Below are 24,399 nucleotides of genomic sequence, written 5' to 3'. Positions count from 1 at the left end.
CTTCCGGGAGCCCGTCCTGGCTTCGAGAATCCTTGAGTTCTCGGCCAGGGCGAGGCTCCCTTCTTATATCCAGCGGCGAACCGACAACAGCTAGTGAACACCTCGGGGAATTGGTAAGTTCTGGCTGACCCGCAGCCCTCTGCGCCCGAAACCCTGGGGCGCCCCGCACGAATGGAACGCCGATGCACCGTGTCCGACCTCCACTTCGTAATATTGTCGTCGCGTTGCTGCCAGCCAGGTACTCGCGTACCGCAGCGCCGCGCAGGACTCCCATGCACCGCTACCGCGCTCTTTCCGCGGGCGGTATAGCGCTCGCACTCGCGCTCGGTCTCGCAGCATGCGCCGGTCCGGGCGATGGAGGCGACCCTGACTCTGTCGCCTCGGCGCCCGAGGAACGCGAACCCACTCCCATCGAGACTGCCGCAACACCAGGTGAAGTCGAGACCGTCTCGTTTGAGATGACAGAAGCAGACTACGAAAGCTTCGCAAACTGGGATGAGCTCACCCCGTTCGAAACTCATATTAATGAACAAAATATTGAAGGAACTCAGGCCTACGTAGTTGATCAATTCTTTTCGAATCACGGACTTCCCACTTATAGTGAATACCGTAGGGGAGAAGCGTATGGTAATGGTCAACAGTTAATTGAATTCCTGAATGATCGTCGCGAAATGATCCGGGCACTAAACCGTGACCAAAGTGATCCTCGTAATGCAGAAATTGCAGAACGTCTTGTGGAAGGTATTGTTTGGGATAGCGACGAGAGTGAGCGATTCATCCAAGAGCTTCGAGACGTTCGCGAAGGACTAGTTGATCCAGATGATGTCAATCACCCTGCAAATTACACATACGATCGCACTACACGATATACATCGTTCCCCGTAGAGCGAGAAGTAGAAGTTAATGGAGAATGGCATTCAACTCGAGTAGACCGATTCATTGTTGAATACATTATGACGAATGAAGACGGTAATGAAATGCTCGTAACTGAGATTATCGAAAACTCTCGCATCGGCCAAAATCCTCCGCGTATATGGCAAAGCCTCTACGGCGAGTATCCTTCAGCTAGCGTCGATTGGGGTAACGGCACAATTGTTGAGCTTGATCGATAACGCCAAGCACGCGTAGACAGTAGGACCTCGTGCGGCATAATCAGGGGCATGAGTCGCAAGCAGATTACTCAGTACATCGATGACCTCGACGGCACCGTTCTCGACGAGGGCGAGGCGAAAACCATCCGCTTTTCGCTCGAGGGCCGCTCCTACGACATCGACCTGTCCGAGCCAAACGCCCAGAAGCTCCGCGACGCCCTCGCCCCGTTCATCGAAGCGGCAACCCCCGTCTCGACTGTCGCGAAGTCAGCCCGTTCCCGCGCACAACGAGGCGCAAGCCGAACGTCCGACCTTGCAGCGGTCCGCTCCTGGGCGAACGAGAACGGCTACAAGGTCAGTGACCGGGGCCGTGTTCCTGCTGCAGTGGTCGAGGCCTACGACGCCGCTCACTGAGCTTCCTCGCTCGGCAGTCCCCACACAGAAGAAGCCCACCGTTCACAAGGAGCGGTGGGCTTCTTCTTGTGTTCGGTGGGCAGATTTCGGGAAGGCGGCACGGATACTCAGGCCAGCACGCGCAACCACGCCTTCTCTATCTCGTCCTTGTGCTCGATGAACAGGCGCATCGCCTGCTTCGTGCCGGTCGGCATCGAGTGGTCGCCGCCGCTGCGGGTTTCCAGCTCGAGCGCAAGCTTGTAGGCCAGCCCGAGCAGGATGCACGTTCCTTCCATGACATCGTCCCAGTAGTCCCTGGGCGAGTCCGAGCTCTCTGGTATGTCGAGAACTGTTGTGATGAGCTTCCAGATGTCGCGACCAGCGTTCCGCTCGTCCTCGATGCTGAAGTCTTCGCTCATTTTGTTCCTCCTGATATTTGTGTGGGATAGAGCGCTTCAACCGCGAGCAACTATGCTCTCGACGGGAGCGCTCCATCTCAGCAAGAGGAACGGTGAATATAATATCACGAATTGTTTGTTTGGTCAATCCTTACATCAGGTAGAGGTGGCACCTTCAAGCATTTCCCGCCACGCACCTCTCGGTACTTCAATAGTCACTTTGAAGCCTTCGTTTGTGGCGTCGACAAACGTCTCGACATGAAAATCTGGACGCGCAGAAAGAGAGAAATACGGTTGCGGCGACTCATAGGTGTAGATCCGCACCCATGCACTTCCGTGGTTGCCCCGGAGGGAACCGACTGACTCGTACGTGACGAGCGCCTCCTCTGGATCGTCCACGTACTCGGCTTCGGAGTCGCGCTTCAGGGCTTCCGCGGACTTCGCGATCGTTTCGACCTGCTGCCACTCTGACCAGACCAAGCTCGCCAGATCGGCCTTGACCGAGTGCTCCGGCCACACGGAGCGGAAGGTCACCGAGCAGTGCGTCTCCTCCAGGCTGCCCCAGATGCGCACCTCGATCCGGTCACGGTAGTCGGCCACAAGGTCTCTCACGATGAACTGCGCTGCGGTCTTTGTGCCGCGTTCGGCACGCCGCCGGATGGTGCGGGCGTCCCGCATCTCGGCGTGGCCGTACTCGTCCATCCGGAGTACCGCGAACCCCAGCATCCGCTCCTCGACCGTGTCTTGCTGGATCGCTTCGTCGAGTCCGAGCACGGCGATCAGAGCATCGATCTCCTCGCCGGTGTTCAGCCGGTACAAGGTCGCGCGTAGACGCTCTACCAGATCGCCGTCCTCGGTCCCTGCCGGTTGTCCAGGCGTGAACAGGGCGGAAAGGTGCGGTGCGTACCGCTCGATCTTCTCGTCAGTCAGTGGCGCATGCCGCCAGAGCGCGCGCAGGTCATCTTCGACCTGTTGCCACCGAACGAACTGGGCTTCCATCGGCGGCTCCTTTCGTCGTTCGAACTTGACAATTTTCTGTCACGGCCAGCGACGACCCCGACTTCGAGAATGGCATCAACGCCGCGGAGCGAAGCCCTTGATACGTCTCTTCGTTCCGCTGGGCGTCGCAGTGAAAGCCACAGCCGGATCCACTCCCCAGGATCCGGCTCTTCCTCTCTCGATTGGACCCCTCCGATGCCGCACCTCGCCTCCGTCCCTCGGTTCACGATGCCGACCGACACCGACGACGCCACGCGCCGTGACCTGCTGCTCGCACACCGCGTCGCGCAGGCAGAAGAGCAGCTCGCCAAGCTCGACGACGCGCACCTGAAGTTGCTGCCGCTCCTGATGGATCTCGATCCCGAGACGGCAGAGAAGTACGCCAGGCGCATCCAGGATCTGCGCTACTACCTCCCGGAGCTGGCGTTCGAGCTGCACTACATCGCGGCGCAGGTGGCTCCGCGCGTCGGCAAGTTCTTCGACGACGTGCTCGCCGGCGCCGCTGGCCCCTCCCGTGGCGGACCCGGCCAGCAGACCTGAGCACATCAGACGGGGTGGCCCCTGAGCGCCAACTCGAGGGCCACCCCTGCCACGCATCACCCCACCAATCCACGCGAATGAACAAGGAAGGACGTCAGTCGTGACGTACACAAATCTACGCCGGGCGCTCCCGGCCGTCCTCGGGATCGTCGCGCTCGGCCTACTGGCCGGCTGCAGCGACGCCCCGGTCACTCCCGGCGAGCTCGGTCGTCTCCAGCAGGTCGCCGCATCCTGCCCGGCAGACGTAACCGCGCATCACCAGACCCGGGTCGATGTCTCCGGCTCCGGCGAACGATCCGGTCTGTCCAGTACGACTCGTCAGGTCGTCAGCGACGCGATCGAGCTCACCGCGATCTGTGGTGGCGGCACGTACAGCCTGGTCGTCTTCTCGGCAGGCACCGCCCACACCGTCTCCGTCTTCGAGAGCACGCTGACGCTCCACGGGGCGACGGAGAACGCTCGACTGCGACGGATGCCCGCGTTGCTTAAGGAGACGCTCGAGCAGATCGACCAGGCATACCCCGAGGCAGTCGCGGCACTCACGGACGGCTCGACCGACGTCGTCGCGCAGCTGTCCGGTGCCGCCGAGTTCGCCGCCCAGGTGACCCGCGGCAGTGAGGGCGAGCAGGTCGTCGGTGTCACCATCCGCACAGACGGTATCGGGACGGCGGGGACGGGAAGTCTCCCGACCTCGATCACGACCTCTCAAGCGGTCGCTGTAGCCGACGCCATCGCCGTCCCGGATCTGTCGGCAGTCGACCAGCTGACGTTCTCGGGTATCGGGCAGGTGTCGAGCGGCACTGCTCCGTCGACGGCCTATGTCGAGGCGTTGAAGGCGTTCTACCAGCGTCTCGGTGAGCGCACCGGGGCTGGCTCCGTGCTGGTCGTCACCGAACACCTCGAGGGGCGGTGACCGGCCATGTCGCTCTGGAATAGGCCCACACGGGCAGGAACGTCGTCCCCACGGGAGGCCGCTGCCGCGCTTCGGGATGAGATGGATCAGACGGCGCTGCAGCTGGTCGATCAGGCGCATGCCGTCGCCCGTCCTGAGGAGGTCGGGCATACCTACAAGGAGCTCGAGCTCGACGAGCGCGCCATCGAGCAGGAGCCGCTGTTCGCCGCTGACGGTGAGCACGCCGCCCGTGTCGCACGTATCGCGGCGGCGGGCCTCTCACCTCGGGCACAGACCGCTCGTCAGCTGGCCGACGACCATCTGCCGTCCGTCGCGCGGGCTCGCAAGCGCTACGAGGACTGTCTCGAAGCACTCGGTGCGCATCGGGTTCGTGGCGTGCGCGGCAAGCTCTGGTACGGCGCACGCACCGCACTGCTGCTTACCGGCGACGTCGCTGGCATCTCGGGTGCCGCGATCAGCCTTGGCGAGGTGCCGCTCAACGCCTTCCTGCTGGCCGGCTCGGCATCGGTGGCGACCATCGCCGCTGGCCTGGTCGGAAAGGACGTCCGAGCTGTCTATCTGCGGAACCGTCGCGCCGGAATCGCCGAGCACCTCGGCAAGGCGCAGGAGCCGTACCGGCACCTGTTCACGGACGGGCAGGGGTTCTCTCGCATCCTGCGCGGCATCGTGTTCGCTTCGGCTGCTGTCGGGCTCGTGGTTGGTATCAGCATCTACGGGCTGCGCACATCTATCGAGGGGTCGCTGTCCGGCCTGGTGTTCGGTGCGCTGGCGTTGTCCGTAGCGATCGGATCGTTCCTCTCGTCGTTCGCTTACGGCGACGAGGTCGCCGACCAGATCGACGCTGCCCGGCATGACTACGAGGTCGAGCTGCGGCGAGCCCGAGCGCTCGCACGTTCTCGGGCTTGGAGCCAGTACGAGCGGCACCAGACCCGTGCCGCGTCGATCCGGGACGAGTACGCCCAGCGCGGCACGGCTGCCCGAATCGCGGTGACCGGGGCGAAGTGGCGCCTGCTGTCTCGCAATCCCGGGGTCGTAGGCCACGGCCCGGCCGCGGGACGCACTGAGGCTATCGGGCGCAAGGCACGCACGAGCGGTGATCCCCGATGAGTCGCCTCCTGCCGTCCGCTCTGGCACTCAGCCGGATCGTCGCACAGTCCGCTGGCACCGCTCCTCAGCCGGACGGGCTTCAGCTCGGCCACCCCGGGAGCGATCCGAAGCGCCCGGTCATCGTGCTCGTAGCGATGGATCACTCCTACTCGGTGACCGGCCTCGGCGGTGCCGATCCCATCGGCCGCCGCTTCGAGGAGCTGACCCGGGCCATCCGGCATGTCGCCCGGCATTCGAAGCGGGGAACGCACCTCGGACTGCTGAGCTTCGACCAGCCAAGTAGTGGGGACGTACGACCTGGGGCCGTCGGGTCGACCGAGCACCGGAAGGTGCTGGAGCGCAACCTCCGGGTGCCGCTCGATGCCCGCGGCAGCAGCAGTCTCGGGCCGTCGCTCGCGGTAGCCGAGGAGGTCGCCCGGAACAACCCGACAGCCGAGGTGTGGTTCGTCCCGATCAGCGACTTCGCACTGACGGATGCCGATCTGCCCGACATCTACGAGCGACTGTCGAGCTTCCCCGGCCACGTCCTCGCCGTCGTACTCGGGCACCCCGCCCCAGCCGAACTTGCGGGGCCACGGCTGTCGGTCTGCGAGGTCACGACCCAGAGCCCGCCCGGCACCGTCGCGCTGGCGCTCTACGCGGCGCTCACCGCAGGCCGCCGGAATGCCGACCGCAGCGCAATCGGGACGGTCGTGCGTGCATCAACCAGCGAAAGCGTCGCGAAAACTACAACGCGCATTTCATTTCCCAAACACACCGCTTCACCTCAAGAACGCGGTGTCCTGCCGCCTGTCCTGCCGCCCGACAGGACTATTGCCAACTATTCGCCCCTCGCGCATAACCAGTACCCAGCTCGGCCACCAGCCGCATCAATGCGGCGCAGCAATACCAGTTCGGCCCAGCAGAAAGGAATGAAGTAATCATGAACATCAACAAGGAGCCTGTGGCCGGGCCGGATAATGCGGGCCGGGACTTCGCTCATAAGCGGTACGCCACGGTGGTGATGGATCCGCCGTGGGGTCACCAGCAGAAGGGGCGACTCGGCGCGCAACGCCACTACGACCTCATGACAACGGAGCGCATCGCGGGCCTCCCGATCCCCGATCTGCTCGAAGAGAATGCCCACGTCTGGATCTGGTGCTTCGTCGCCTCCCGCATGGATGCCCAGCGCATCGCCGAGGAGCACTGGGAGATGACCTTCCGATCGGAGCTCATCTGGGATAAACGCAAGACCGGACTCGGGAATTTTCTCCGCAACAGCCACGAGCATCTGCTGCTGTTCACCCGAGGCAAGGCGCCGGTGCTCTATCGGGGGCAGCGCACCGTGGCGGACTGGCCGGTACAAGACCACAGCCACAAGCCGGAAGAGGCCATGGCCATGATCCAGCGCGTCAGCCCCGGCCCGTTCCTTGAGCTGTTCAGCAGGCGCCGATTCCCTGGCTTCGACCATTGGGGCAATGAGGTGCCTGGCGGCTCCGACGTCCACATCCCGGGCTACCCGGTGCCGGAGTACTCGGCTCGCGCCTACGACCCGACTCCCGGTGATCCCCTCTGGCCAGACGGCGTCATCCGCGGCGGCGGGGTCTTCCGTCACGTCCTCCAGGTCGAGGAGGGGAAGTCATGAGCTGGCTCATCCCGGGCGACGGCAAGAAGAAGGACGACGAGAAGGAGAAGGACACCATGAGCCAGCGCTTCTTCACGGCCTGCCTGCTCATTCTCGGCGGCGCTATCGCCCTGACGATTGCCATCGAATTTCTCGCTCAGATCTGGGGCTGGCTGGTACTCGGGGCAGTCGTGGCAATCGTGATCTGGATTCTCGCAAGAGTCGCGAAGTCGCGGCAGGACAGGTGGTGAAGCATGAGCACGTTTACCTCTGTCAAGTCGTTGTGCTTTTCACAAACACCATTGACTGTCCATCAAAGTGGACGTATAAACAGCGCTTGGAGTGCTGTCCACCAAAGTGGGCACTCTGGCCGCGTTCGACATCTCACTTCGGGAGGTGTCCGCGATGCCTAAGCCCTCCCCACGCCGCAGGCGGAGAAGTAGCACGGGATCACTGCCAGTCCGTGTGACCAGCCTGCGCTTCAATCCGGCCGATCCCTCCCGGCTCGCCAATGCCTTGCTGCTGAACGCATCAGAGCAGGCGGCGCGCCTGGAAGGGAAGCCTCGGCCGTTCCTCGCCGGCATCGACCGGCTGAGTGACATCACCACGAACACCACCAACAAGCAGCGAAAGGAGCAGACCAATGACGATCACCCCGACACCAGCACATAGCCCGGTCGCCGATGCCAGCGGACTGGTCTACTCCCGTCTGTTCCTGCCAACGCCGCTCGAACTGTCCCAGGCGGGGCAGTTCCTGCGGCGGCTGGCGGCCGAACGCCGCCCCCACCGGATCGTCCTGGAGACCCTCGCCACACCGGGCGGCATCCTCCACCTGATCGGAACAGAGGCGACGCACGTCCACCAGCTCCGCCGTCTGCTCGGGGATCTCATCCCCGGCGTCGTGATGGCCGGTCTGGGCAGTGAGCAGCGCATCGCACCCGTCTCGGTCGGACGCATCGCGGTGAAGCCTGCCAGCCTGCCGCTCGAGGCATCAGCAGCGGAGCAGGCGACCAGGGCGCTCTACTCGGCGCTCTCGCATCGGCTCCATACAGGTGAGGCCATCTCGCTCCAGGTCGTGCTGGGCCACGGTATCCATCCGGCGCACACTCCGGCAAAGATTGCCGATCCGAGACCGCTCGGCATCTGGCAGGCGCTCACGACCGGCTCGGGCACGGCACCAACCGACCTGCGTTCTCGGATCCGTGACCGCCAGTCCGACTACGGGCTCCAGGTCAGCATCCGGGTCGCAGCGGCAGGAGGTGATCCGGCCGGGCGGCAGCGTTTCATCTTCGAGGTGCTCTCCGCGCTGTCCATCCTGGAAGCGCCCGGCGTGGACGTTGCCGTCTCCCGCGACAAGCCCGAACGGTTCACCCGCGCTGTGCTTCATCGTCCACTGCGGTTGTCGGTGACGGAGCTGGTCGGTGTTACGGGGTGGCCGGTGGGCGCCGAGCGCCTCCCCGGCATGCCGCCTGGGCATCCGAAGCTGCTCCGGCTTGACCCGGCAGCGAACTCGACCGAGCGCGTCTTCGCTCGTTCAGCCATCCCCGGTGACGAACGGCTCGTCGGCATCACCCGAGCCGATTCCGGCATGCATGGGATCGCCGTAGGCCCCACCGGCGTCGGCAAGTCCACCGCCCTGGAGCACCTCATCCTCGCCTCCATCCGAGACGGCGATGCCGTCGCCGTGATTGATCCCAAGAGTGAGATGCCCGAGTTCCTGCGCGCTCGGATCCCCCGGGAGCGGTGGAAGGACATCCGGGAGATCGACGGTGCGGCCGGTGAGCCACTCGGCTTCAACCCGCTCGATGCCACCGGACGCGACCCCGATGTCGTCGCCGATGGCATCCTGGCGGTGTTCGCCAAGATCTTCGCGAGCGGCTGGGGCCCTCGAACGGCGGATATCTACTCGGCGTCGCTGCGCACCCTGATCCGTGCCTCCGATCCGGAGGCTCCGAGCACGTTGCTCGATCTGCCCCGGCTGTGGACGGATGACCGCTACCGACGCCGGCTGGTCGCCGCTGTCTCGAGCGACCCTGGGCTGGCGGGGTTCTGGGCCTGGTTCGACGCGCTGAAGCCTGCACAGCGGATGAACGTGCTGGCCGCGCCGATGAACAAGCTCCGCCAGGTGCTCCTCAAGCCCGCGGCGGTGAAGATCCTCGGGCAGCGCAACCCCGGCTTCCGGCTCCGGGACATCTTCCGCGACCGACTCATCGTCATCCTGCCGACCAATCCGGCGCTCATGGGTGAGGAGACCGCCGCCCTGATATCTGCGCTGGCTATCGCGGACATCTGGCAGGCAGTCCAGGAGCGCGTCACCGACCCGGAGCGCTCGAAGCACCAGGGGCATGTGTTCGTCGACGAAGCCGACCGACTCATGCACCTGCCGGTCTCCCTCAGCGACGCACTCGCCCGCAGCCGCTCCATGCACGTGTCGTGGTGGCTGGCCGTACAGGGGTGGCACCAGATGCCCACCGAGATGCAATCCGCCGCGAAGACCAACGCCCGAACGAAGCTCATCTTCAAGGCCGAGGACGACGACGAGGCCAAGGTCATCGCCCGTATGGCACCCGAGCTCGAGCCGATCGACCTACTCAAGCTCGACCGCTTCCAGGCGTATCTGAAGCCGGTTATTGGCGGGGTGACCCGCGATTGGGCGCTCGTCCAGACCCTTCCGCCTGAGCCCGCCCAGCACGATCCGGACGAAGTGCTGGCCGCATCCCGTGAAGCGTGCCCACCGTCCGCGCCGGACAACTACACGCCGCAGGCGACGCCGCCCACCGATGAGGACGAGCAGTCCGCAGCGACGGAGACCGGCGACAGCGAGACGAACACGGAAGGTGCAGCGGACGAGGTGTTCGGCGTGAAGAAGAGGAAACGGCAATGAGGAGAGAGTTTCGGAATGAAGTGAAGCAGCGTCCTCTCTGTCCTGCCGCCCGTCCTATCGACCGTCCAGCCACGTTGCCCACGCACCAGCGATTTCCGCACAGTTCGGGCCGTCTCGGCCCCCTACGGGATGGGACTCACCCCTGTTCCAGGGGTGACGCGCGGCTCCACCAGGCCGCCGCCCAGGTCAGCGCGATGGCTCGCTTCCGAGCCGCCTTCGGCAGACAGGAGGCGTCATGATGCCACCGACCACTGACGCACTCATAGCGAAGCTGTCGCCTCGGGATCTGGCGATCCTCGACGACCTCCAGCAATTCCGATTGCTCTCGACTCGGCACATCCAGCGACTGCATTTCCCGATCGCGCCAGATGCTCATCGCACCGCAGCAGGCGCGACCAAGGCGACCTGGCGGGTACTGACGCGGCTGGAGCGGGACGGACTCATCGCGCACCTCCAGGGCCGGATCGGCGGCGTCAGGCAGGGCAGCCAGGGCTACGTCTGGCAGCTCGGCTCCACCGGCGAACGCCTGCAACGGCAGCGACACGGATACAAGACCCGCCGCCGCTATACCGCCCCGAGTCAGCCGTTCATGGAGCACCGGGCCGCGGTCAATGACCTCGTCGTCCGGCTCCGCGAGTTGCAACGCGAGGGCGCTATCGAGCGCGTCGAGATGGAGGCAGAGCCACAGTGCTGGCGCACCTACACCGGCCCGCACGGCATCCCCCAGACCCTCAAACCGGATCTGTATGCCGTGATCACCCGCGGCGAGTACGAGAACCACTGGTTCATCGAGGTAGACCTCGCCACGGAGCATCTCCCGCAGATCGTCCGCAAGGCAAACGCCTACCGTGCACACGCCGCAACTGGGCTCGAACAGCGCAGCCTCGGCATCTACCCAGCGGTGCTCTGGATCACGACCGATCCGCCCCGGGTCGCCGCCATGCGTGCCGCACTGCGTACCGATCCGGGACTGCCGAAAGGCATGTTCACCGTCATCGCCGCAGGCGAGGTCGACGCGTTCCTGCGCGGCAGCGAGGGAGGTGCCGGATGAACCTGCCGCACCACTTCAACCCGCCACCGAGCGCCCCGGGGATAGGGGCAGGGAGGGAGACATCACCTAAACGAAAGGACTACATCACCATGACAATTCATCACGAACGAGACCTGCGTCGCATCGCGCGTCGTCTCGACCAAGAAGCCCGCATGCGAGAGCACATCGGGCGACTCCTCGAGGAAGGCCACCCGATCACCCGGGAGACGGCTCGCCTCATCGCCGCCTGCATCCACAGCGGAGACGGCTCCGCCCTGGAGCGCTTCGCCGCATCCGACCAGCTCGACACCGCAGCAGCGCTTGCCGAACTCACCTCGATCCGAGTGCCGAGCTACCAGACCGGCTGGGTCATCGCGCTGTGGACGTTCCTCGAAGTCGAATCCGACGTCGAACCGCTCGGCGCCCTTCAAACGGCACCCGCTGCATCGGAGGGCTGGTAAATGGAACGCTTCCGAGCACGACACAAGCAGCCAGAGAACGACTACAACGTCGACCTCGACGAAGCCGTGAAGCCCGAGAACCTCACCGGCGACGGCGAAGTACGAGCCAAAGCCTCCGGTGCAATCGCGGCAGAACTCGTCCGCTATGCCGGCCTCGACGAGAACTCCGCGCTGGCGCGCTACGCCACCACCGGCCGAGGCAGCAACGAGGAACTCCGCGAGGAGTACCTCCTGATCCACCACGACCCCAGCGCACCAGAACCGATCCGTGAGCTGGTCGCCTGGTTCGCCAGCGGAGTCATCGCCGCAGAGAACACCTACGGACGCTTCCCACACCGGCCGCACGGCCAGACACCATCCCTCCGATCGATCCTCTGGGAAACCAGCACCGGCGAGGGTAGGGAAGCGATCGCCGTCAACGTGCCGGCCGACACTCCGACGGAGATCATCCGCAGACTGCGCGACCGCCTCACACCGCTGCTGGACGAGCTGGGCGCACCGTTCGAGGCGTTCCTGAAACTGCCCGACGTAAACGCCACGGCCGACAACCTCCAGAAGACGTTCCAGGACTTCTACATCGGCAGCTTCGACGACCGCGAAGCGCTCGTCCGTGAACTCACCGAATACAACCAATGGGAGGAGGAGATCACCAAGCTCTGCCAACAGCACGGCATCCCCGAAGGCGTCGTGACGATCGACCTCGACGAGCTGTGGCACTACGTCGAGGGCGGCTGGGACATCATCCCCGGCAACGACGGGCGCCTCCACGTCTTCATGACGTAGGCCCCCAGAGCGCCCACCAAACGACGCATATCCGCTGCTTGTTGCGAAAAGCACTACGCCTACGCAGGTCGCGTCGTCATCCAATGGCGATCTGCTCGCTTCGCTACCTGTAGCGGTGTGACAGAGAACGCCTACGCCACATCCATCTATTACCAGCACCCATCACGGCATATGCATCTCAGAAGTTCGCCAACGGCAGACCCTTAAAACGTTGTAGAAAATGCCTCTGACCGGGACTTATTGCGAGCAACGAGGTAAAATAGCGAGAGTAATGTAAACGGAGATTACCGCAATGAGCAACGCGGAAGAACCCACAACCAAGCTTGGCGAATTCATCCGCCAGAAGCGCATCGAAAAGGATCTCTCGATCCGGAAGCTCGCCGAGCTGTCAGGTGTCGTGAACAACACCATCTGGCGTATCGAGCACGGCGAGATCGTCCAACCTCGACCAGAGATCCTCACCGCGATCGCCCGCTCGCTCAGCATCCCCGCAGCCGACCTGTACGCACTGGTCGACTACCCGTCGCTCACCAAGCTCCCGTCCTTCGGGGCATACCTCCGGGCTCGCTACCAGGAGCTCACTCCGAGCCAGGTCGCCCAGCTCGAGGGCTACTTCGCTGCCATAGCGCAGCAGAGCGGCATCAACCTCGACGGGCCAGAGCCCGGCGAAGACGAGTTCTAGGCAGCAGACGACGAGACGTATCAGTGATGGCTAACTCCCCGGGTGGGAATGAGAGGAGGAGAACTTCATGACATACCAAATCGGCGAGCTGACTGAGCAGGCGCCACGGGTGCCCTCGGGCCTCATCCGGCGCCTGCGCAACCTCGCTCGCGAACACCGCGCCCGCCCGGTCAGCTGGGTTGCCGCCCAGCGCATCGCAGCCCGCCAAGGCGCACTCGTCGCCCGAGAAGCGGCCATCCGGAACATCACCGTCGATGTCCTCGTCGCCAGCCTCCCGCAGGTGAGAGTCGAGACAGATCGCGACCTGCCCGCCTCCGGGCTTGCCGTCTGGAACCGGGACGAACGCACCTGGATCATCCGACTCAACGCCAAGGACGCCCCGGAACGACAGCGCTTCACGCTGCTGCACGAGTTCAAGCACATCCTTGACCACAACACCAGCGTGCACCTCTACGACCCGCGCTACCTCAGCGGGCACGCCCAAGCCGAGATGGCAGCCGACGGCTTCGCCTCAGCCGCCCTCATGCCCGCACGCGTCGTTCGTCGCCTCGTCAAACGAGACCGCTGCGACGTCGTCGAACTCGCCCGCAGGCTCCGCGTCAGCCGCGACCGAGCAGCCCTACGGCTCTCCGACCTGAACCTACAAGCAACGACAACCACGAGAGGAGGGAACCCATCGTGACCATGACCAACATTCACCAACCAGGCGAACGCGCCGTCCACCACGATGCGCCCCGCCTCTACACGCTCGACGAGGCCGGGCAGGTGCTGCGCGTCAGCAAGTGGACAGTCCAGCGCCTCATCCAACGCGAACTGCTCGGCTCCGTGAAGGTGGGCGTCCGAACGCTCGTGCCTGCAGAGGACATCGAGCGCTACGTCGCCGAGCAACGCACCGGCCGCGTCCGTGGAGGCTTCCATGGGTAGGCGAGCCAACGGCGAAGGAACCCTGGTGCGGCGCGGAGACGGCCGCTGGCAGGCTTCTGGCTACGTGCTTGTCGCCGGTGGTGGCCGCAAGCGCGTCCACTTCTACGGTGCCACGCAGCAGGCAGCACGAGAGAAGCTTCAGGCGGCGCTCGAGCAGGCACGCCGCAACATACCTGTGCCGGAAACGAGCTGGAGTGTGGGGCGGTACCTCGATTACTGGATGCGTACGGTCGTGCCGATCAAGACCAGGCCACGCACAGCCGAACTGTACGAGTCGACGGTTCGCCTCTACATCTCGCCGTTCATCGGCAAGAAGCGCCTCGACAAGCTCTCGGTACAGGACGTCCAGGAACTCGTTAACCGCATCTACGCAGACGGCAACTCCGAACGCACCCTGCACCGAGTACGCACCGTGCTCTCGTCCGCACTCAGCCGGGCAGAGAAGGAGGAGCTGGTCTACCGCAACGTCGCACGCCTCATCGACCTGCCGAAGTACGAGCGGAAAGCGATCACACCGTGGACGGGCGAGCAGGCCACAGCCTTCCTCGCCGCCTGTGCCGGGCACCGATGGGAGATCGGCTACCACCTGCTGCTGACCTACGGCATGCGCCGCGGCGAGGTGCTGGGACTGCGCTGGAGCGACATCGACTTCGAACGAGACATCATCCACGTCCGGCAGCAACTGCAGCGCATCCACGGCGTGCTGCAAACCGGGCCGGTCAAGACCAGCGCCGGCAAGCGCGACCTGCCGCTCCTGCCGAGCATTCGCGAGATGCTTCTGCAACTCCGCGAGATGCAGGCGCCCGGAGCCGACGATCTCGTCCTACTCAGCTCGACGGGCACACCAGTCGATCCGAAGAACTTCGTGCGCACCTTCCACGAGATCCGCGACCGGGCAGGCCTGCCACGCATCACCGTGCACCACACGCGCCATACCGCCGCGACGCTCCTGAAGAACCTCGGCGTCCCTGTACGCGACGTCCAGCTCATCCTCGGGCACTCGAACATCACGACAACGCAGGAGATCTACCAGCACGGTGACGTCACCGGCCAACGCGAAGCGCTCGAACGAGTCGCCGCAGCTCTCACGGCACCGCGCCAGACGAGTGCAGCATCGGGCAGCCTGGAGCACGCCGCATCAGGGAATTGTTGTCAGGAATGGTTGTCAAACAGCAGTCATGCCATCGAATGCGAAGAAGGGCAAGCAAAGAAAAACCGCCGATCAACGGGGGTCGATACGGCGGAATTTCTTGGAGGGCCAGGAGGGGCTCGAACCCTCGACACCCTGCTTAAGAGCCTGACTTGTCACCTTTTGGTGGACGCCCCGACCCCTGTTATTCGGAGCATCGGCGAGCAGGCAAAAGCACGAATTATTGGCTCCGTTGTTGTCAGAAACAGTTGTCAAACCGTCCTGCCGAACGTTCGTCAAAACGAGCGCACAACTCTCCAAGCACAACATCATCTCGCCCTCCGTCGCTCATGCAACGCCGCACTCATGACCAAGCTCCGTCGGGCATCGTTCCCGCTATCGCTGGTGCCCACAACGCCTCTGCTGGGCGATCAGAAAGGGGGCAGGTAATGAATACAGTCATGCAGACGAAGAGTCGCGATGACTTCTCCATTTTACCATTTCACGCCCTTGCGAACGGAAATTCACGCCATCCCACCGCAGAGCGCCTCGTCGCTCATCAATCACGCCTGACGCTGCCCGCCACACCCCTCATGCCCGAGAAGAAGGAGCCCCGTCCATGACGCTCTACGACGAGACCCCACCCATCCTGCATCCCGACCAGCTCAGCTTCGAGACCATCGACGTCGGCACCGGGCAGTCCGTGGACGACGTGCCAGTAGGCAAACGGGCGGTGATCTACCTGCGCGTCTCCACGCCGAGCCAGGTCAACACCGACTACGACCCGGAAGGTATCTCCCTCCCAGCGCAGCGCAAGGCCTGTTACCGCAAGGCCGACCAGCTCGGCATCACCATCATCGACGAGTACATCGAGCCTGGCCGCTCCGCCCGGGAGATGACCAAGCGGCTCGCGTTCCAGCAGATGCTCGAACGCATCCGCACCGAGCGAGACGTCGACTACGTCATCATCTACAAGCTCTCACGCATGGCGAGGAACCGCTTCGACGACGCCATCGTCGGTGCCGAACTGAAGAAGCGCGGCGTCACCCTCATCTCTGCCACTGAGTCGATCGACGAGACTCCGGTCGGGCAGCTCATGCACGGCATCCTCGCCGCGTTCAATGAGTTCCGCTCCGCCGAGGAGGGCGCCGACATCGCCTACAAGATGGGCGAGAAGGCCAAGAAGGGCGGCACGCTCGGCAAAGCACCCATCGGCTACATCAACACCATCGATCGCATCGACGGCCGCGAGATCCGCGCCGTCGCCATCGACGAGGAGCGTGCGCCCCTCGTCCGGCTGGCGTTCGAAATGTACGCCGCAGGCGAGGCAACCCTGGAAGACATCCAGAACGAACTCACCGACCGAGGCCTGCGCACCCGACCCACCCAGCGCCGCCCCGCAGGCCCCGTCTCCGTCTCGAAGATCCACCAGATGCTCCAGGACCCGTACTACGTCGGGATTGTCACGTACAAGGGCGAGGAGTACCCCGGACGGCACGAACCGCTCATCGATCGGGAGCTGTTCGACCAGGTGCAAGACCTTCTGGCCTCACGCGGCAGGGCAGGCGAGCGCCGCCGTGTCGTGCACCACTACCTCAAGGGCACCCTGTGGTGCGGCGCCTGCTGGCGACGCGACAAGTCCATCCGCCGCATGATCGTGCGCCGCACCATCTCCCGCAGCGGCGAGGAGTACCTGTACTTCTTCTGCCGCGGCACCCAGGACGGCTTCTGCGACGCCAAGTACTCCAACGTCCATCGCATCGAACGCGCCGTCGAGGAGCACTACCGCACCGTCCAGTTCAGCCCCGACTTCCTCCAGGCCATGCGCCAGACCCTCGACGACGCCCTCGCCGAGCAGGAAGCCTCACAACGCGCACTGAAGGAGCAGCTCGAAGGGCAACTCGAGCGCCTGGACGCCCAGGAGAGCAACCTCCTGGAGCTGGCCGTCGACGACACCATCCCGAAGGAGAAGATCCGCGCCAAGCTGCGCGAGATCGGCACTGAGCGCGAACGCCTCACCGCCCAGCTCCAGGCCACCGTCGACACCCTCAAGGACGCCGTCGAGTTCATCGAGACCAACCTGCGCCTGCTCGAGGATCCCTACGAGCTGTACATGAACGCCAGCGACGAAGTCCGCCGTCGCCTCAACCAGGCCATCTTCAAGCACATCTTCATCGACCACGACGAGATCATCGATCACGACCTCGAAGACCCGTTCGGTGATCTGTTCACCGTCCAGACGATCTACCACGCCAGCACCATCGGAGCACCGCCTGGCCGCCTGCACGACCTCGCCCAGGCATCCTGGGCCAAGCACTACCAGACCACGAAGAAGAAGGGAGCCGCCCACATGGGCGACTCCCTTACTTCGTTGACCCTGGAAGCTCCTCCAAACCCGGCCCATAGGGTCGGTGTTTGCAGTAAGCCTCACCTGGTCGGGCTGACAGGATTTGAACCTGCGACCCCCTGACCCCCAGTCAGGTGCGCTACCAAGCTGCGCCACAGCCCGTGGCATAGATTTTCAGTTGTTCGGGCCGACCAGAGCGGGGCAAACCCCTTGACCCCCAGTCAAGTGCGCTACCAAGCTGCGCCACATCCCGATGTCGCCCGCGATCGGACAACTCCACTAGTCTACCCGCTCCCGCGGGGTGCCGCGAACCCGGGGTGGGGAAAGTCCGCGTGCCGCCTCGCAGACCTCTTATATATCATGGGTATATATTCGAGTTCATGAGTCGTGCGGAGGATGTCGAAGCCCTGATCATCGCGGCGCACCGCCTGACGCGGGTCGCCGCCCTCGACACCAACAGCCAGACGCCGGCCGCACAGTGGCGGACGCTCGCGATCCTGCGCGATCACGGGCCGCAGCGAATCGGTGATCTCGCGCGCCTGAGCCGCGTCACGCAGCCCGGCATGACGCGGCTGATCGGCACGATGGCCGACCTAGGCCTCGTCGAGCGCACCGGCGATCCCGACGACTCGCGCGCCGTGCGCATCGGCGCCACCGACCGCGGCGTCGCCGCGTACGCCCAGTGGCGCGCCCACCTCGTCGACGCCATGCTGCCCCGCTTCGAGGGGCTCGCCGACGAGGACTGGGCCGCGATCCGGCGCGCCGCGGCCCTGCTGAACGAACGCGTGGCCCCCGAGGCCCGGAACGGAGTGAACGAATGACCGCCCATGCCCCCGCCGAGACGCCGATCTGGAAGCAGCCGCTGCCGGTCTGGGCGATCGCCTTCGCGAGCGTCATCGCGTTCATGGGCATCGGGTTGGTCGACCCCATCCTGCCCGCGATCGCGGAGCAGCTCGAGGCGACGCCCGTCGAGACGGAGCTGCTCTTCACGAGCTATCTCGCCATCACCGGCGTCATGATGCTCTTCACGAGCTGGGTGTCGAGCCGGATCGGCACGAAGCGCACGCTGCTGCTGGGCCTCGCCCTCGTGGTCGTCTTCGCCTTCCTCTGCGCGATCAGCGGATCCGTGGACGCCGTGATCGGCTTCCGCGCCGGCTGGGGCGTCGGCAACGCCCTGTTCGCCTCCACCGCGCTGGCGGCCATCGTCGGCGCGGCCTCCGGCGGATCGGGCGCGGCCATCATCCTGTACGAGGCCGCGCTGGGCCTCGGCATCGCGGTCGGCCCGCTGGTGGGCGGGCTCCTCGGGGAGGTGAGCTGGCGCGGTCCGTTCTTCGGCGTCGCGACGCTCATGGCCATCGCGTTCATCGCGATCATCGTGCTGCTGCGCGAGTCCGGCACGCGGCCGGCGCCCGTCGCCATGGGCGCCCCGTTCCGCGCCCTGCGGATCCCCTCGCTGGGCCTGCTCGCGATCGCCGCCCTGTTCTACAACATCGCGTTCTTCATCCTGCTCGCCTACTCCCCCTTCCCGCTCGGGTTCGGCGCCATGGAGATCGGCTGGACGTTCTTCGGGTGGGGCCTCGCGCTCGCGATCACGAGCGTGATCGTCGCGCCGATCCTCATCCGCCGCTGGGGTCGCCGTCGCACGCTCGTCGCGATGCTCGGTCTTCTGGCGATCGATCTCGTGGTCGCCGGCCTTCTCGTCGGCACCCCCGCGGCGCTCGTCACCTGCATCATCGTCGGCGGTCTGATCCTGGGCGTGTGCAACACCACCCTCACGGAGGCCGTCATGGAAGCCACGGACCTGCCCCGCCAGGTGGCATCGTCGGCGTACTCCGCGGTCCGGTTCCTGGGCGGCGCGGCCGCTCCGCCGCTGGCGGCCTGGCTCGGCCACGCGTTCTCCCCCACCGTGCCGTACATCTTCGCCGCCGCCGCGTCGCTTGTCGCACTGATCGTGCTCGCCGTCTCGGGCCGCGCCCTCGCGGTGATCGATCGCGATCCCGAGCCGGCCGAGCTCGAGGAGGCCGAGGCCGTCACCGCGGGCGACGCGAGCTGACCTACGATGGCCGGATGACCGAATCCGTGCGGCTGGACGTGTGGCTGTGGGCGGTGCGGGTGTACAAGACCCGCTCGCTCGCCACGACCGCCGTCCGCGGCGGCCACGTCCGCGTCAACGGCGACCCGGTGAAGGCCTCCTATGCGGTGAAGATCGGCGACGAGGTGCGCGTGCGCATCGCGGGGTTCGATCGCGTCCTCGGCGTGCGCGAGCTGCTGCTCAAGCGGGTGGGGGCTCCGGTCGCGGCCCAGGCCTACGAGGACCGCACGCCTCCCCCGCCGCCGCGCGAGTTCGTGGCGCCGATCGTCACGCGCGATCGCGGTGCCGGTCGGCCGACCAAGCGGGAACGGCGCGCGATCGATCAGCTCCGCGGCCGCGACTGACCGCCGCGGTCAGAGCCGCTCGTGCAGCCCCGGCCACGACGCTGCGAAGCCCGGGTGCAGCGGGCGCTCGGCCACGTCGTCGATCGGCACCCACTCGAGCGCCAGGCTCTCGGGGTCGCTGATCACCGGGTCGAAGGGCGCGACGACGTCCGCCACGACCGTCGTGTACGCCCAGACGCCCACGTCGAACACGGAGGTGAACCGCACCGCGACCGCGTCGGTCGGCACACCTGCCTCCTCGAACGCCTCGCGCAGCGCGCCGTCGACCGCGGACTCGCCCTCGTGCAGCGCGCCGCCCGGGAGCGCCCAGGTGCCGCCATGGTGGCTCCAGCCCACCCGGTGCTGCAGCAGCACCCCCTTGGCCGGATCCACGGCGAGCAGCCCCGCCGCGCCGAACCGCCCCCAGAATCGCTCGCCCGTCGGCGCGTACACCCAGGCGTCGCCCGGGTCGCGCGGGGCGAGCGGATCCATTGGGGCCCGCGTCACTTGCGCTGCCGCCTCTCGCGCACACGCATGTTGATGACGATCGGCGTGCCCTCGAAGCCGTACAGCTCGCGCAGGCGGCGCTGCACGAAGCGGCGGTAGCCGGGGTCGAGGAAGCCGGTCGTGAAGAGCACGAACGTCGGCGGACGCGTGCCCGCCTGCGTGCCGAACAGGATGCGCGGCTGCTTGCCGCCCCGCAGCGGGTGCGGGTGCTCCTGCACGAGCTCGGTGATGAACGCGTTGAACTTGCCCGTCGGGATGCGCTGATCCCACGAGTCCAGCGCGGTCTCGAGCGCGGGCACGAGCTTGTCGAGGTGGCGGCCGGTCTTGGCCGAGATGTTCACGCGGGGCGCCCACGCCACGTGCGCGAGGTCCTGCTCGATCTCGCGCTCGAGCATGCGGCGCCGCTCGCCGCCGCGCGCGTCGTCGGCCAGCAGCTCGTCCCACTTGTTGAACGCGAGCACGAGCGCGCGGCCCGACTCGAGCACGAGGTCGATGATCCGCACGTCCTGCTCGCTGATCGGCTCGCTCACGTCGAGCACGACCACGGCGACCTCGGCCTTCTCGAGGGCGGCCGACGTGCGCAGCGACGCGTAGAAGTCGGCGCCCTGCGCCATGTGCACCCGGCGGCGGATGCCGGCGGTGTCGACGAGGCGCCACATCTTGCCGCCCAGCTCGACCACCTCGTCCACGGGATCGCGCGTCGTGCCGGCAAGGTCGTTCACGACCACGCGCTCCTCGCCCGCGGCCTTGTTCAGCAGCGACGACTTGCCCACGTTCGGCCGGCCGAGGATCGCCACCCGGCGCGGGCCGCCGATCTCGTGCTTGGCGACGGCCGACACCGTCGGCAGCACCTTCATGATCTCGTCGAGCAGGTCGGCCACGCCGCGGCCGTGGATGGCCGACACGGGGTGCGGCTCGCCCAGACCGAGGCTCCACAGCGCTGCGGCCTCGGGCTCCTGGCGCGCGTCGTCGATCTTGTTGGCCACGAGGAACACCGGCTTGTCCGACTTGCGCAGCAGGCGCACGACGTGCTCGTCGGTCGAGGTCGCGCCCGTGATGGCGTCGACGACGAAGAGGATGACGTCGGCCAGGTCGATCGCGATCTCCGACTGCGCGGCCACCGAGCGGTCGATGCCCTTCGCGTCCGGCTCCCATCCGCCCGTGTCGACGAGCGAGAAGCGCCGGTCCATCCACTCGGCCTTGTAGGTGACGCGGTCGCGCGTGACGCCCGGCGTGTCCTCGACGACGGCCTCGCGGCGGCCGAGGATGCGGTTCACGAGCGCCGACTTGCCCACGTTGGGGCGGCCGACGATGGCCACCACGGGCAGGGCGGGCAGGTACTCGATGCCGTCCACGCCCGACTGCAGGCCCGCCAGCAGCGCGGCGTCCTCCTCGTCGAGGTCGTAGTCCTCGAGGCTCTGCCGCAGCGCGGCGGCGCGCGCCTCGACGAGCTCCTCGTCCAGTTCGGCCATGCGCTCGGCCAGGCGGTCGGGACCGCCCTCGTACTCTTCTTCAGCGGCCATGTCGGCCTCCCAGCTCTCGGTCGATCACCGTCAGCACGGCGTCGATGGACTGCTCGAAATCGAGCTCGCTCGTGTCGACGACGTCGACACCCGGATCGGCCTCGGCGAGCTCCAGCACGTGGCTGTCGGACTCGTCGCGGCGCAGGATCGCCTCCTTGACCTCGGCGGCGTCGGCTCCCCACTCCAGCCCGCGCCGCTGCGCGCGCACCTCGGGCGAGGCCGTCATGAGGATCCGCACGGGCGCGTCGGGCGCCACCACGGAGGTGATGTCGCGGCCCTCGATGACCACGCCCTCGAGGCCCGACTCCCCCGCCAGTCGGCGGAAGATGGCGTTCAGGTAAGCGCGCACCTCGGGCACGCGCGTGAACCCCGAGATCGCGGCCGTCACCTCGGGGGTGCGGATGTCGCGGGTCACGTCGACGCCGCCCACCGTGACGGTGCGGTCGTCGGGCTCCAGGCCCAGGCGCAGGTCGAACGAGGTCAGCGCGGTGAGCACGGCGTCGGTGTCGGCGGTGTCGGCGCCGCGGCGCAGAACGTGCCACGACAGCGCGCGGTAGCCGGCGCCCGTGTCGAGGTAGCCGTAGCCGCGGCGGCGCGCGATCTCCTTCGAGACGCTCGACTTGCCGGATCCGGCCGGCCCGTCGATCGCGATGATGGGGGTCTGCTCAGTCGTCATCGGTGCTCGCGATCCGCCATCCGCGGGCCTCCAGGCCCTCCACGCACGCCTCCAGCGCCGACCGCTCGACGGCGATCTCGGCCAGGCCCAGCGGGGCGCCCGGCGAGTGCTCGAGGCGGAAGTCCTCCACGTTCACGCCCAGCTCGCCCAGGTCGCCGAACAGGCGCCCGAGCTGGCCGGCGGTGTCGTCGATCATGACGACGAAGGTCGCGAAGGTGCGGCGCTGGCCGTGCTTGCCCGGCAGCCGCTCCACGCCCAGGTTGCCGCGGCGGATCGCCTCGGCGATCGCGCGGCGCGATCCGGGCGCGTCGGTCTCGCGCAGCGCGGCCGACAGTGCGGTCAGGTCGGCGGCGAGCGCGTCGAGGATCTCGACGACGGGCGCCGCGTTCGCGTCGAGGATCTGCACCCACAGCTCGGGGGCCGAGTGGGCGATCCGCGTGGTGTCACGCACGCCCTGGCCCGCGAGCTCGAGCGCCTCGTCCGGCGCGCCCACGAAGCGCGAGGCGAGCAGCGACGCGACCACCTGCGGCACGTGCGACACGAGCGCGACCGAGCGGTCGTGCTCCTCGGGGCTCATCTCGATCGGCACGGCGCCGAGGTCGAGCGCGAGCGACTCCACGAGCGCCAGGTGGGCCGGGGCCGTCTCGCCGTCGCGGCAGATCACCCACGGGCGGCCGGTGAAGATGTCGGAGCGCGCCGAGATGGCGCCGCCCCGCTCGCGTCCGGCCATGGGGTGCGAGCCGATGTAGCGCGCCAGGTCGACGCCCCGGGCGCGCAGCTCGCGCAGCGGCTGCAGCTTGACGGAGGCGACGTCGGTGACGACCGCGTCCGGGTGCGCGCGCAGCTCGGCCTCGATCACGTCGGCCACGACGTCGGGCGGCACGCACACGACGACGAGCGAGGGCCGGTCGCCGGCGGCCGCGGCCCGGCCGGCGCCGTAGTCGACGGCGAGGCGCAGCTGCGAGGGCGAGGTGTCGGCCAGCGCCACGTCGACGCCCGCGCGCATGAGCGCGTGGCCGATACTGGCGCCGAGCAGGCCGGCACCGACGACGCGGACCGTGCCCGAGACGCGGGCGAGGCGGCCGGGCACCGTGCCGTCGGCACGCACACGCGTATCGCTCACTGCGTCCCCTCCCGATCGGCGTCGGTCTCGTGCTCGACGCCGGCAGGCGGAGCGTCCGGCGCCGTCCGCGAGAGCGTCAGCAGCGCGCCGAGTTCCACCCTAGTCAACTCACGCGCGCGGCCCACTGGGAGGGTTCCCAGGTGCAGGGGCCCGAACTGGCGCCGCACGAGCTCGGTCACGGGGTGGCCGACCTCGGCCATCATGCGCCGCACGATGCGGTTGCGGCCCGAGTGCAGCGTCAGCTCCACGAGGCTCGAGCCGGCCGAGTCGTCGAGCAGCCGCGCCTTGTCGGCCTGGATCGGTCCGTCCTCCAGCTCGACCCCGCGCGTCAGCCGCGCGATCGTCTGCGCCGTGACGCCGCCGCGCACCTTCGCGATGTACACCTTCGTCACGCCGAACGAGGGGTGCGCGAGCACCTGCGCCAGCGGGCCGTCGTTCGTGAGCACGAGCAGCCCGCTCGTGTCGGCGTCGAGGCGCCCCACGTTGAACAGCCGCTCGGGCCAGTCCTTCGTGAAGCGGCGCAGGTCGGGCCGCCCGCGGTCGTCGCGCATGGAGCTGATGACGCCGGTGGGCTTGTTGAGCATGACGTAGCGCTTGGACGCGTCGAGCTGCACGGCCGTGCCGTCGACGTCGACGAGGTCGCGCTCGGGGTCGATCCGCGTGCCCAGCTCGGTGACGACCGCGCCGTTCACGCGCACCCGGCCCTCGACGATGAGCTGCTCGGAGACGCGCCGCGACGCGACCCCGGCGTTCGCGAGCACCTTCTGCAGCCGGGTGCCCTCATCGGAGGCGTTGTGATCCATCCCTCAAGGATCCCAGACCGGAACGATCCGCGAGAATCCACCCGCGCGCCGAGAATCCCGGTGCCCAC

28 protein-coding genes and 2 tRNA genes are annotated in these 24,399 nt (G+C 66.7%); 21 read left to right on the top strand and 9 right to left on the bottom strand.

Annotation, left to right across the window (positions count from 1 at the left end; translation table 11 throughout):
• Positions 1–272 precede the first annotated feature (272 nt).
• Positions 273–1,112: a hypothetical protein gene (locus ACODR5_RS08135; RefSeq protein ID WP_488983285.1), complete on the top strand. Its 840-nt coding sequence runs from the start codon at positions 273–275 to the stop codon at positions 1,110–1,112.
• Positions 1,113–1,160: 48 nt separating this feature from the next.
• Positions 1,161–1,505 (top strand): histone-like nucleoid-structuring protein Lsr2, encoded by a 345-nt coding sequence (locus ACODR5_RS08130; protein WP_488983284.1) that lies wholly within the window; start codon positions 1,161–1,163, stop codon positions 1,503–1,505.
• A 107-nt stretch (positions 1,506–1,612) separates the two neighbouring features.
• Here ACODR5_RS08130 and ACODR5_RS08125 read toward each other — a convergent pair whose 3' ends face one another.
• Entirely contained in the window at positions 1,613–1,903 is a 291-nt protein-coding gene (locus ACODR5_RS08125) for a hypothetical protein (RefSeq protein ID WP_488983283.1), read from the bottom strand.
• Between the two features lie 135 nt (positions 1,904–2,038).
• Positions 2,039–2,881, bottom strand: coding sequence for a hypothetical protein (locus tag ACODR5_RS08120; RefSeq protein ID WP_488983282.1), 843 nt, complete (start codon positions 2,879–2,881; stop codon positions 2,039–2,041).
• Positions 2,882–3,109: 228 nt separating this feature from the next.
• On the opposite strand from ACODR5_RS08120, the gene ACODR5_RS08115 reads away from it, so the two are divergent.
• The 16 genes from ACODR5_RS08115 to ACODR5_RS08040 all read left to right on the top strand — a co-directional run bounded on the left by ACODR5_RS08115 (position 3,110) and on the right by ACODR5_RS08040 (position 17,407).
• Complete coding sequence (locus ACODR5_RS08115; protein ID WP_488983281.1) at positions 3,110–3,421, top strand: hypothetical protein; 312 nt, start codon at positions 3,110–3,112, stop codon at positions 3,419–3,421.
• Between the two features lie 100 nt (positions 3,422–3,521).
• Positions 3,522–4,334, top strand: a complete 813-nt coding sequence (locus ACODR5_RS08110; RefSeq protein ID WP_488983280.1) for a hypothetical protein — start codon at positions 3,522–3,524, stop codon at positions 4,332–4,334.
• An 81-nt stretch (positions 4,335–4,415) separates the two neighbouring features.
• A complete protein-coding gene (locus tag ACODR5_RS08105; protein WP_488983279.1) occupies positions 4,416–5,441 on the top strand; it encodes a hypothetical protein in 1,026 nt (341 codons plus the stop codon).
• A complete protein-coding gene (locus tag ACODR5_RS08100) occupies positions 5,438–6,361 on the top strand; it encodes a hypothetical protein (RefSeq protein WP_488983278.1) in 924 nt (307 codons plus the stop codon). The genes ACODR5_RS08105 and ACODR5_RS08100 overlap by 4 nt, the downstream gene beginning before the upstream one ends.
• A gap of 2 nt (positions 6,362–6,363) precedes the next feature.
• Positions 6,364–7,065, top strand: coding sequence for an MT-A70 family methyltransferase (locus tag ACODR5_RS08095; RefSeq protein ID WP_488983277.1), 702 nt, complete (start codon positions 6,364–6,366; stop codon positions 7,063–7,065).
• Positions 7,062–7,295 (top strand): hypothetical protein, encoded by a 234-nt coding sequence (locus ACODR5_RS08090; protein ID WP_488983276.1) that lies wholly within the window; start codon positions 7,062–7,064, stop codon positions 7,293–7,295. Before ACODR5_RS08095 ends, ACODR5_RS08090 begins: the two co-directional genes overlap by 4 nt.
• Positions 7,296–7,509: 214 nt before the next feature.
• Positions 7,510–7,716, top strand: coding sequence for a hypothetical protein (locus ACODR5_RS08085; protein WP_488983275.1), 207 nt, complete (start codon positions 7,510–7,512; stop codon positions 7,714–7,716).
• Positions 7,688–9,928 carry a type IV secretory system conjugative DNA transfer family protein gene (locus ACODR5_RS08080; RefSeq protein ID WP_488983274.1) on the top strand — a complete coding sequence of 747 codons (2,241 nt, stop codon included), beginning with the start codon at positions 7,688–7,690 and terminating at the stop codon, positions 9,926–9,928. The genes ACODR5_RS08085 and ACODR5_RS08080 overlap by 29 nt, the downstream gene beginning before the upstream one ends.
• A gap of 235 nt (positions 9,929–10,163) precedes the next feature.
• Complete coding sequence (locus tag ACODR5_RS08075; protein ID WP_488983273.1) at positions 10,164–10,979, top strand: replication-relaxation family protein; 816 nt, start codon at positions 10,164–10,166, stop codon at positions 10,977–10,979.
• Positions 10,976–11,419, top strand: coding sequence for a hypothetical protein (locus ACODR5_RS08070; protein WP_488983272.1), 444 nt, complete (start codon positions 10,976–10,978; stop codon positions 11,417–11,419). The genes ACODR5_RS08075 and ACODR5_RS08070 overlap by 4 nt, the downstream gene beginning before the upstream one ends.
• Positions 11,420–12,202 (top strand): hypothetical protein, encoded by a 783-nt coding sequence (locus ACODR5_RS08065; RefSeq protein ID WP_488983271.1) that lies wholly within the window; start codon positions 11,420–11,422, stop codon positions 12,200–12,202.
• Between the two features lie 292 nt (positions 12,203–12,494).
• Complete coding sequence (locus ACODR5_RS08060; RefSeq protein WP_488983270.1) at positions 12,495–12,884, top strand: helix-turn-helix domain-containing protein; 390 nt, start codon at positions 12,495–12,497, stop codon at positions 12,882–12,884.
• A 67-nt stretch (positions 12,885–12,951) separates the two neighbouring features.
• Positions 12,952–13,566 (top strand): ImmA/IrrE family metallo-endopeptidase, encoded by a 615-nt coding sequence (locus ACODR5_RS08055; protein WP_488983269.1) that lies wholly within the window; start codon positions 12,952–12,954, stop codon positions 13,564–13,566.
• Between the two features lie 2 nt (positions 13,567–13,568).
• The gene (locus ACODR5_RS08050; RefSeq protein ID WP_488983303.1) at positions 13,569–13,808 is read left to right on the top strand and encodes a helix-turn-helix domain-containing protein; all 240 of its coding nucleotides are present in this window, start codon (positions 13,569–13,571) and stop codon (positions 13,806–13,808) included.
• Positions 13,801–15,387 carry a tyrosine-type recombinase/integrase gene (locus tag ACODR5_RS08045; protein WP_488983268.1) on the top strand — a complete coding sequence of 529 codons (1,587 nt, stop codon included), beginning with the start codon at positions 13,801–13,803 and terminating at the stop codon, positions 15,385–15,387. The genes ACODR5_RS08050 and ACODR5_RS08045 overlap by 8 nt, the downstream gene beginning before the upstream one ends.
• 169 nt (positions 15,388–15,556) lie before the next feature.
• Complete coding sequence (locus ACODR5_RS08040) at positions 15,557–17,407, top strand: recombinase family protein (protein ID WP_488983267.1); 1,851 nt, start codon at positions 15,557–15,559, stop codon at positions 17,405–17,407.
• On the opposite strand, the gene ACODR5_RS08035 is transcribed toward ACODR5_RS08040, so the two are convergent.
• Both ACODR5_RS08035 and ACODR5_RS08030 read right to left on the bottom strand, forming a co-directional pair.
• Positions 17,370–17,446: transfer RNA gene (locus ACODR5_RS08035), tRNA-Pro, on the bottom strand. The two genes, ACODR5_RS08040 and ACODR5_RS08035, sit on opposite strands and share 38 nt — an antisense overlap.
• A gap of 20 nt (positions 17,447–17,466) precedes the next feature.
• Positions 17,467–17,537 (bottom strand) — tRNA-Pro (locus tag ACODR5_RS08030).
• A 127-nt stretch (positions 17,538–17,664) separates the two neighbouring features.
• Here ACODR5_RS08030 and ACODR5_RS08025 point away from each other — a divergent pair.
• From ACODR5_RS08025 to ACODR5_RS08015, 3 genes are read left to right on the top strand one after another with little or no spacing between them, the layout of a single operon-like run.
• Positions 17,665–18,105, top strand: a complete 441-nt coding sequence (locus ACODR5_RS08025) for a MarR family winged helix-turn-helix transcriptional regulator (RefSeq protein WP_488983266.1) — start codon at positions 17,665–17,667, stop codon at positions 18,103–18,105.
• Complete coding sequence (locus ACODR5_RS08020; RefSeq protein ID WP_460818045.1) at positions 18,102–19,337, top strand: MFS transporter; 1,236 nt, start codon at positions 18,102–18,104, stop codon at positions 19,335–19,337. The genes ACODR5_RS08025 and ACODR5_RS08020 overlap by 4 nt, the downstream gene beginning before the upstream one ends.
• A 14-nt stretch (positions 19,338–19,351) precedes the next feature.
• Entirely contained in the window at positions 19,352–19,720 is a 369-nt protein-coding gene (locus ACODR5_RS08015) for an RNA-binding S4 domain-containing protein (protein ID WP_460818046.1), read from the top strand.
• Positions 19,721–19,729: 9 nt separating this feature from the next.
• On the opposite strand, the gene ACODR5_RS08010 is transcribed toward ACODR5_RS08015, so the two are convergent.
• Genes ACODR5_RS08010 through ACODR5_RS07990 form a run of 5 tightly spaced genes read right to left on the bottom strand, consistent with a single transcriptional unit; the run spans position 19,730 to position 24,331 of the window.
• Positions 19,730–20,191 carry an NUDIX domain-containing protein gene (locus tag ACODR5_RS08010; RefSeq protein ID WP_488983265.1) on the bottom strand — a complete coding sequence of 154 codons (462 nt, stop codon included), beginning with the start codon at positions 20,189–20,191 and terminating at the stop codon, positions 19,730–19,732.
• Positions 20,192–20,202: 11 nt separating this feature from the next.
• Positions 20,203–21,729: a ribosome biogenesis GTPase Der gene (gene der, locus ACODR5_RS08005; RefSeq protein WP_460818049.1), complete on the bottom strand. Its 1,527-nt coding sequence runs from the start codon at positions 21,727–21,729 to the stop codon at positions 20,203–20,205.
• Positions 21,719–22,405, bottom strand: coding sequence for a (d)CMP kinase (gene cmk, locus ACODR5_RS08000; protein WP_449854980.1), 687 nt, complete (start codon positions 22,403–22,405; stop codon positions 21,719–21,721). Before cmk ends, der begins: the two co-directional genes overlap by 11 nt.
• Positions 22,395–23,528, bottom strand: a complete 1,134-nt coding sequence (locus ACODR5_RS07995) for a prephenate dehydrogenase (protein WP_488983264.1) — start codon at positions 23,526–23,528, stop codon at positions 22,395–22,397. The genes cmk and ACODR5_RS07995 overlap by 11 nt, the downstream gene beginning before the upstream one ends.
• Entirely contained in the window at positions 23,525–24,331 is an 807-nt protein-coding gene (locus ACODR5_RS07990; RefSeq protein ID WP_488983263.1) for a pseudouridine synthase, read from the bottom strand. The genes ACODR5_RS07995 and ACODR5_RS07990 overlap by 4 nt, the downstream gene beginning before the upstream one ends.
• Positions 24,332–24,399: the final 68 nt, after the last annotated feature.

This window comes from Microbacterium sp. FG3 (assembly GCF_057809335.1).
Note: the sequence above shows the minus strand (reverse complement) of the source record. Positions and strands in the feature narration are given on the sequence as shown.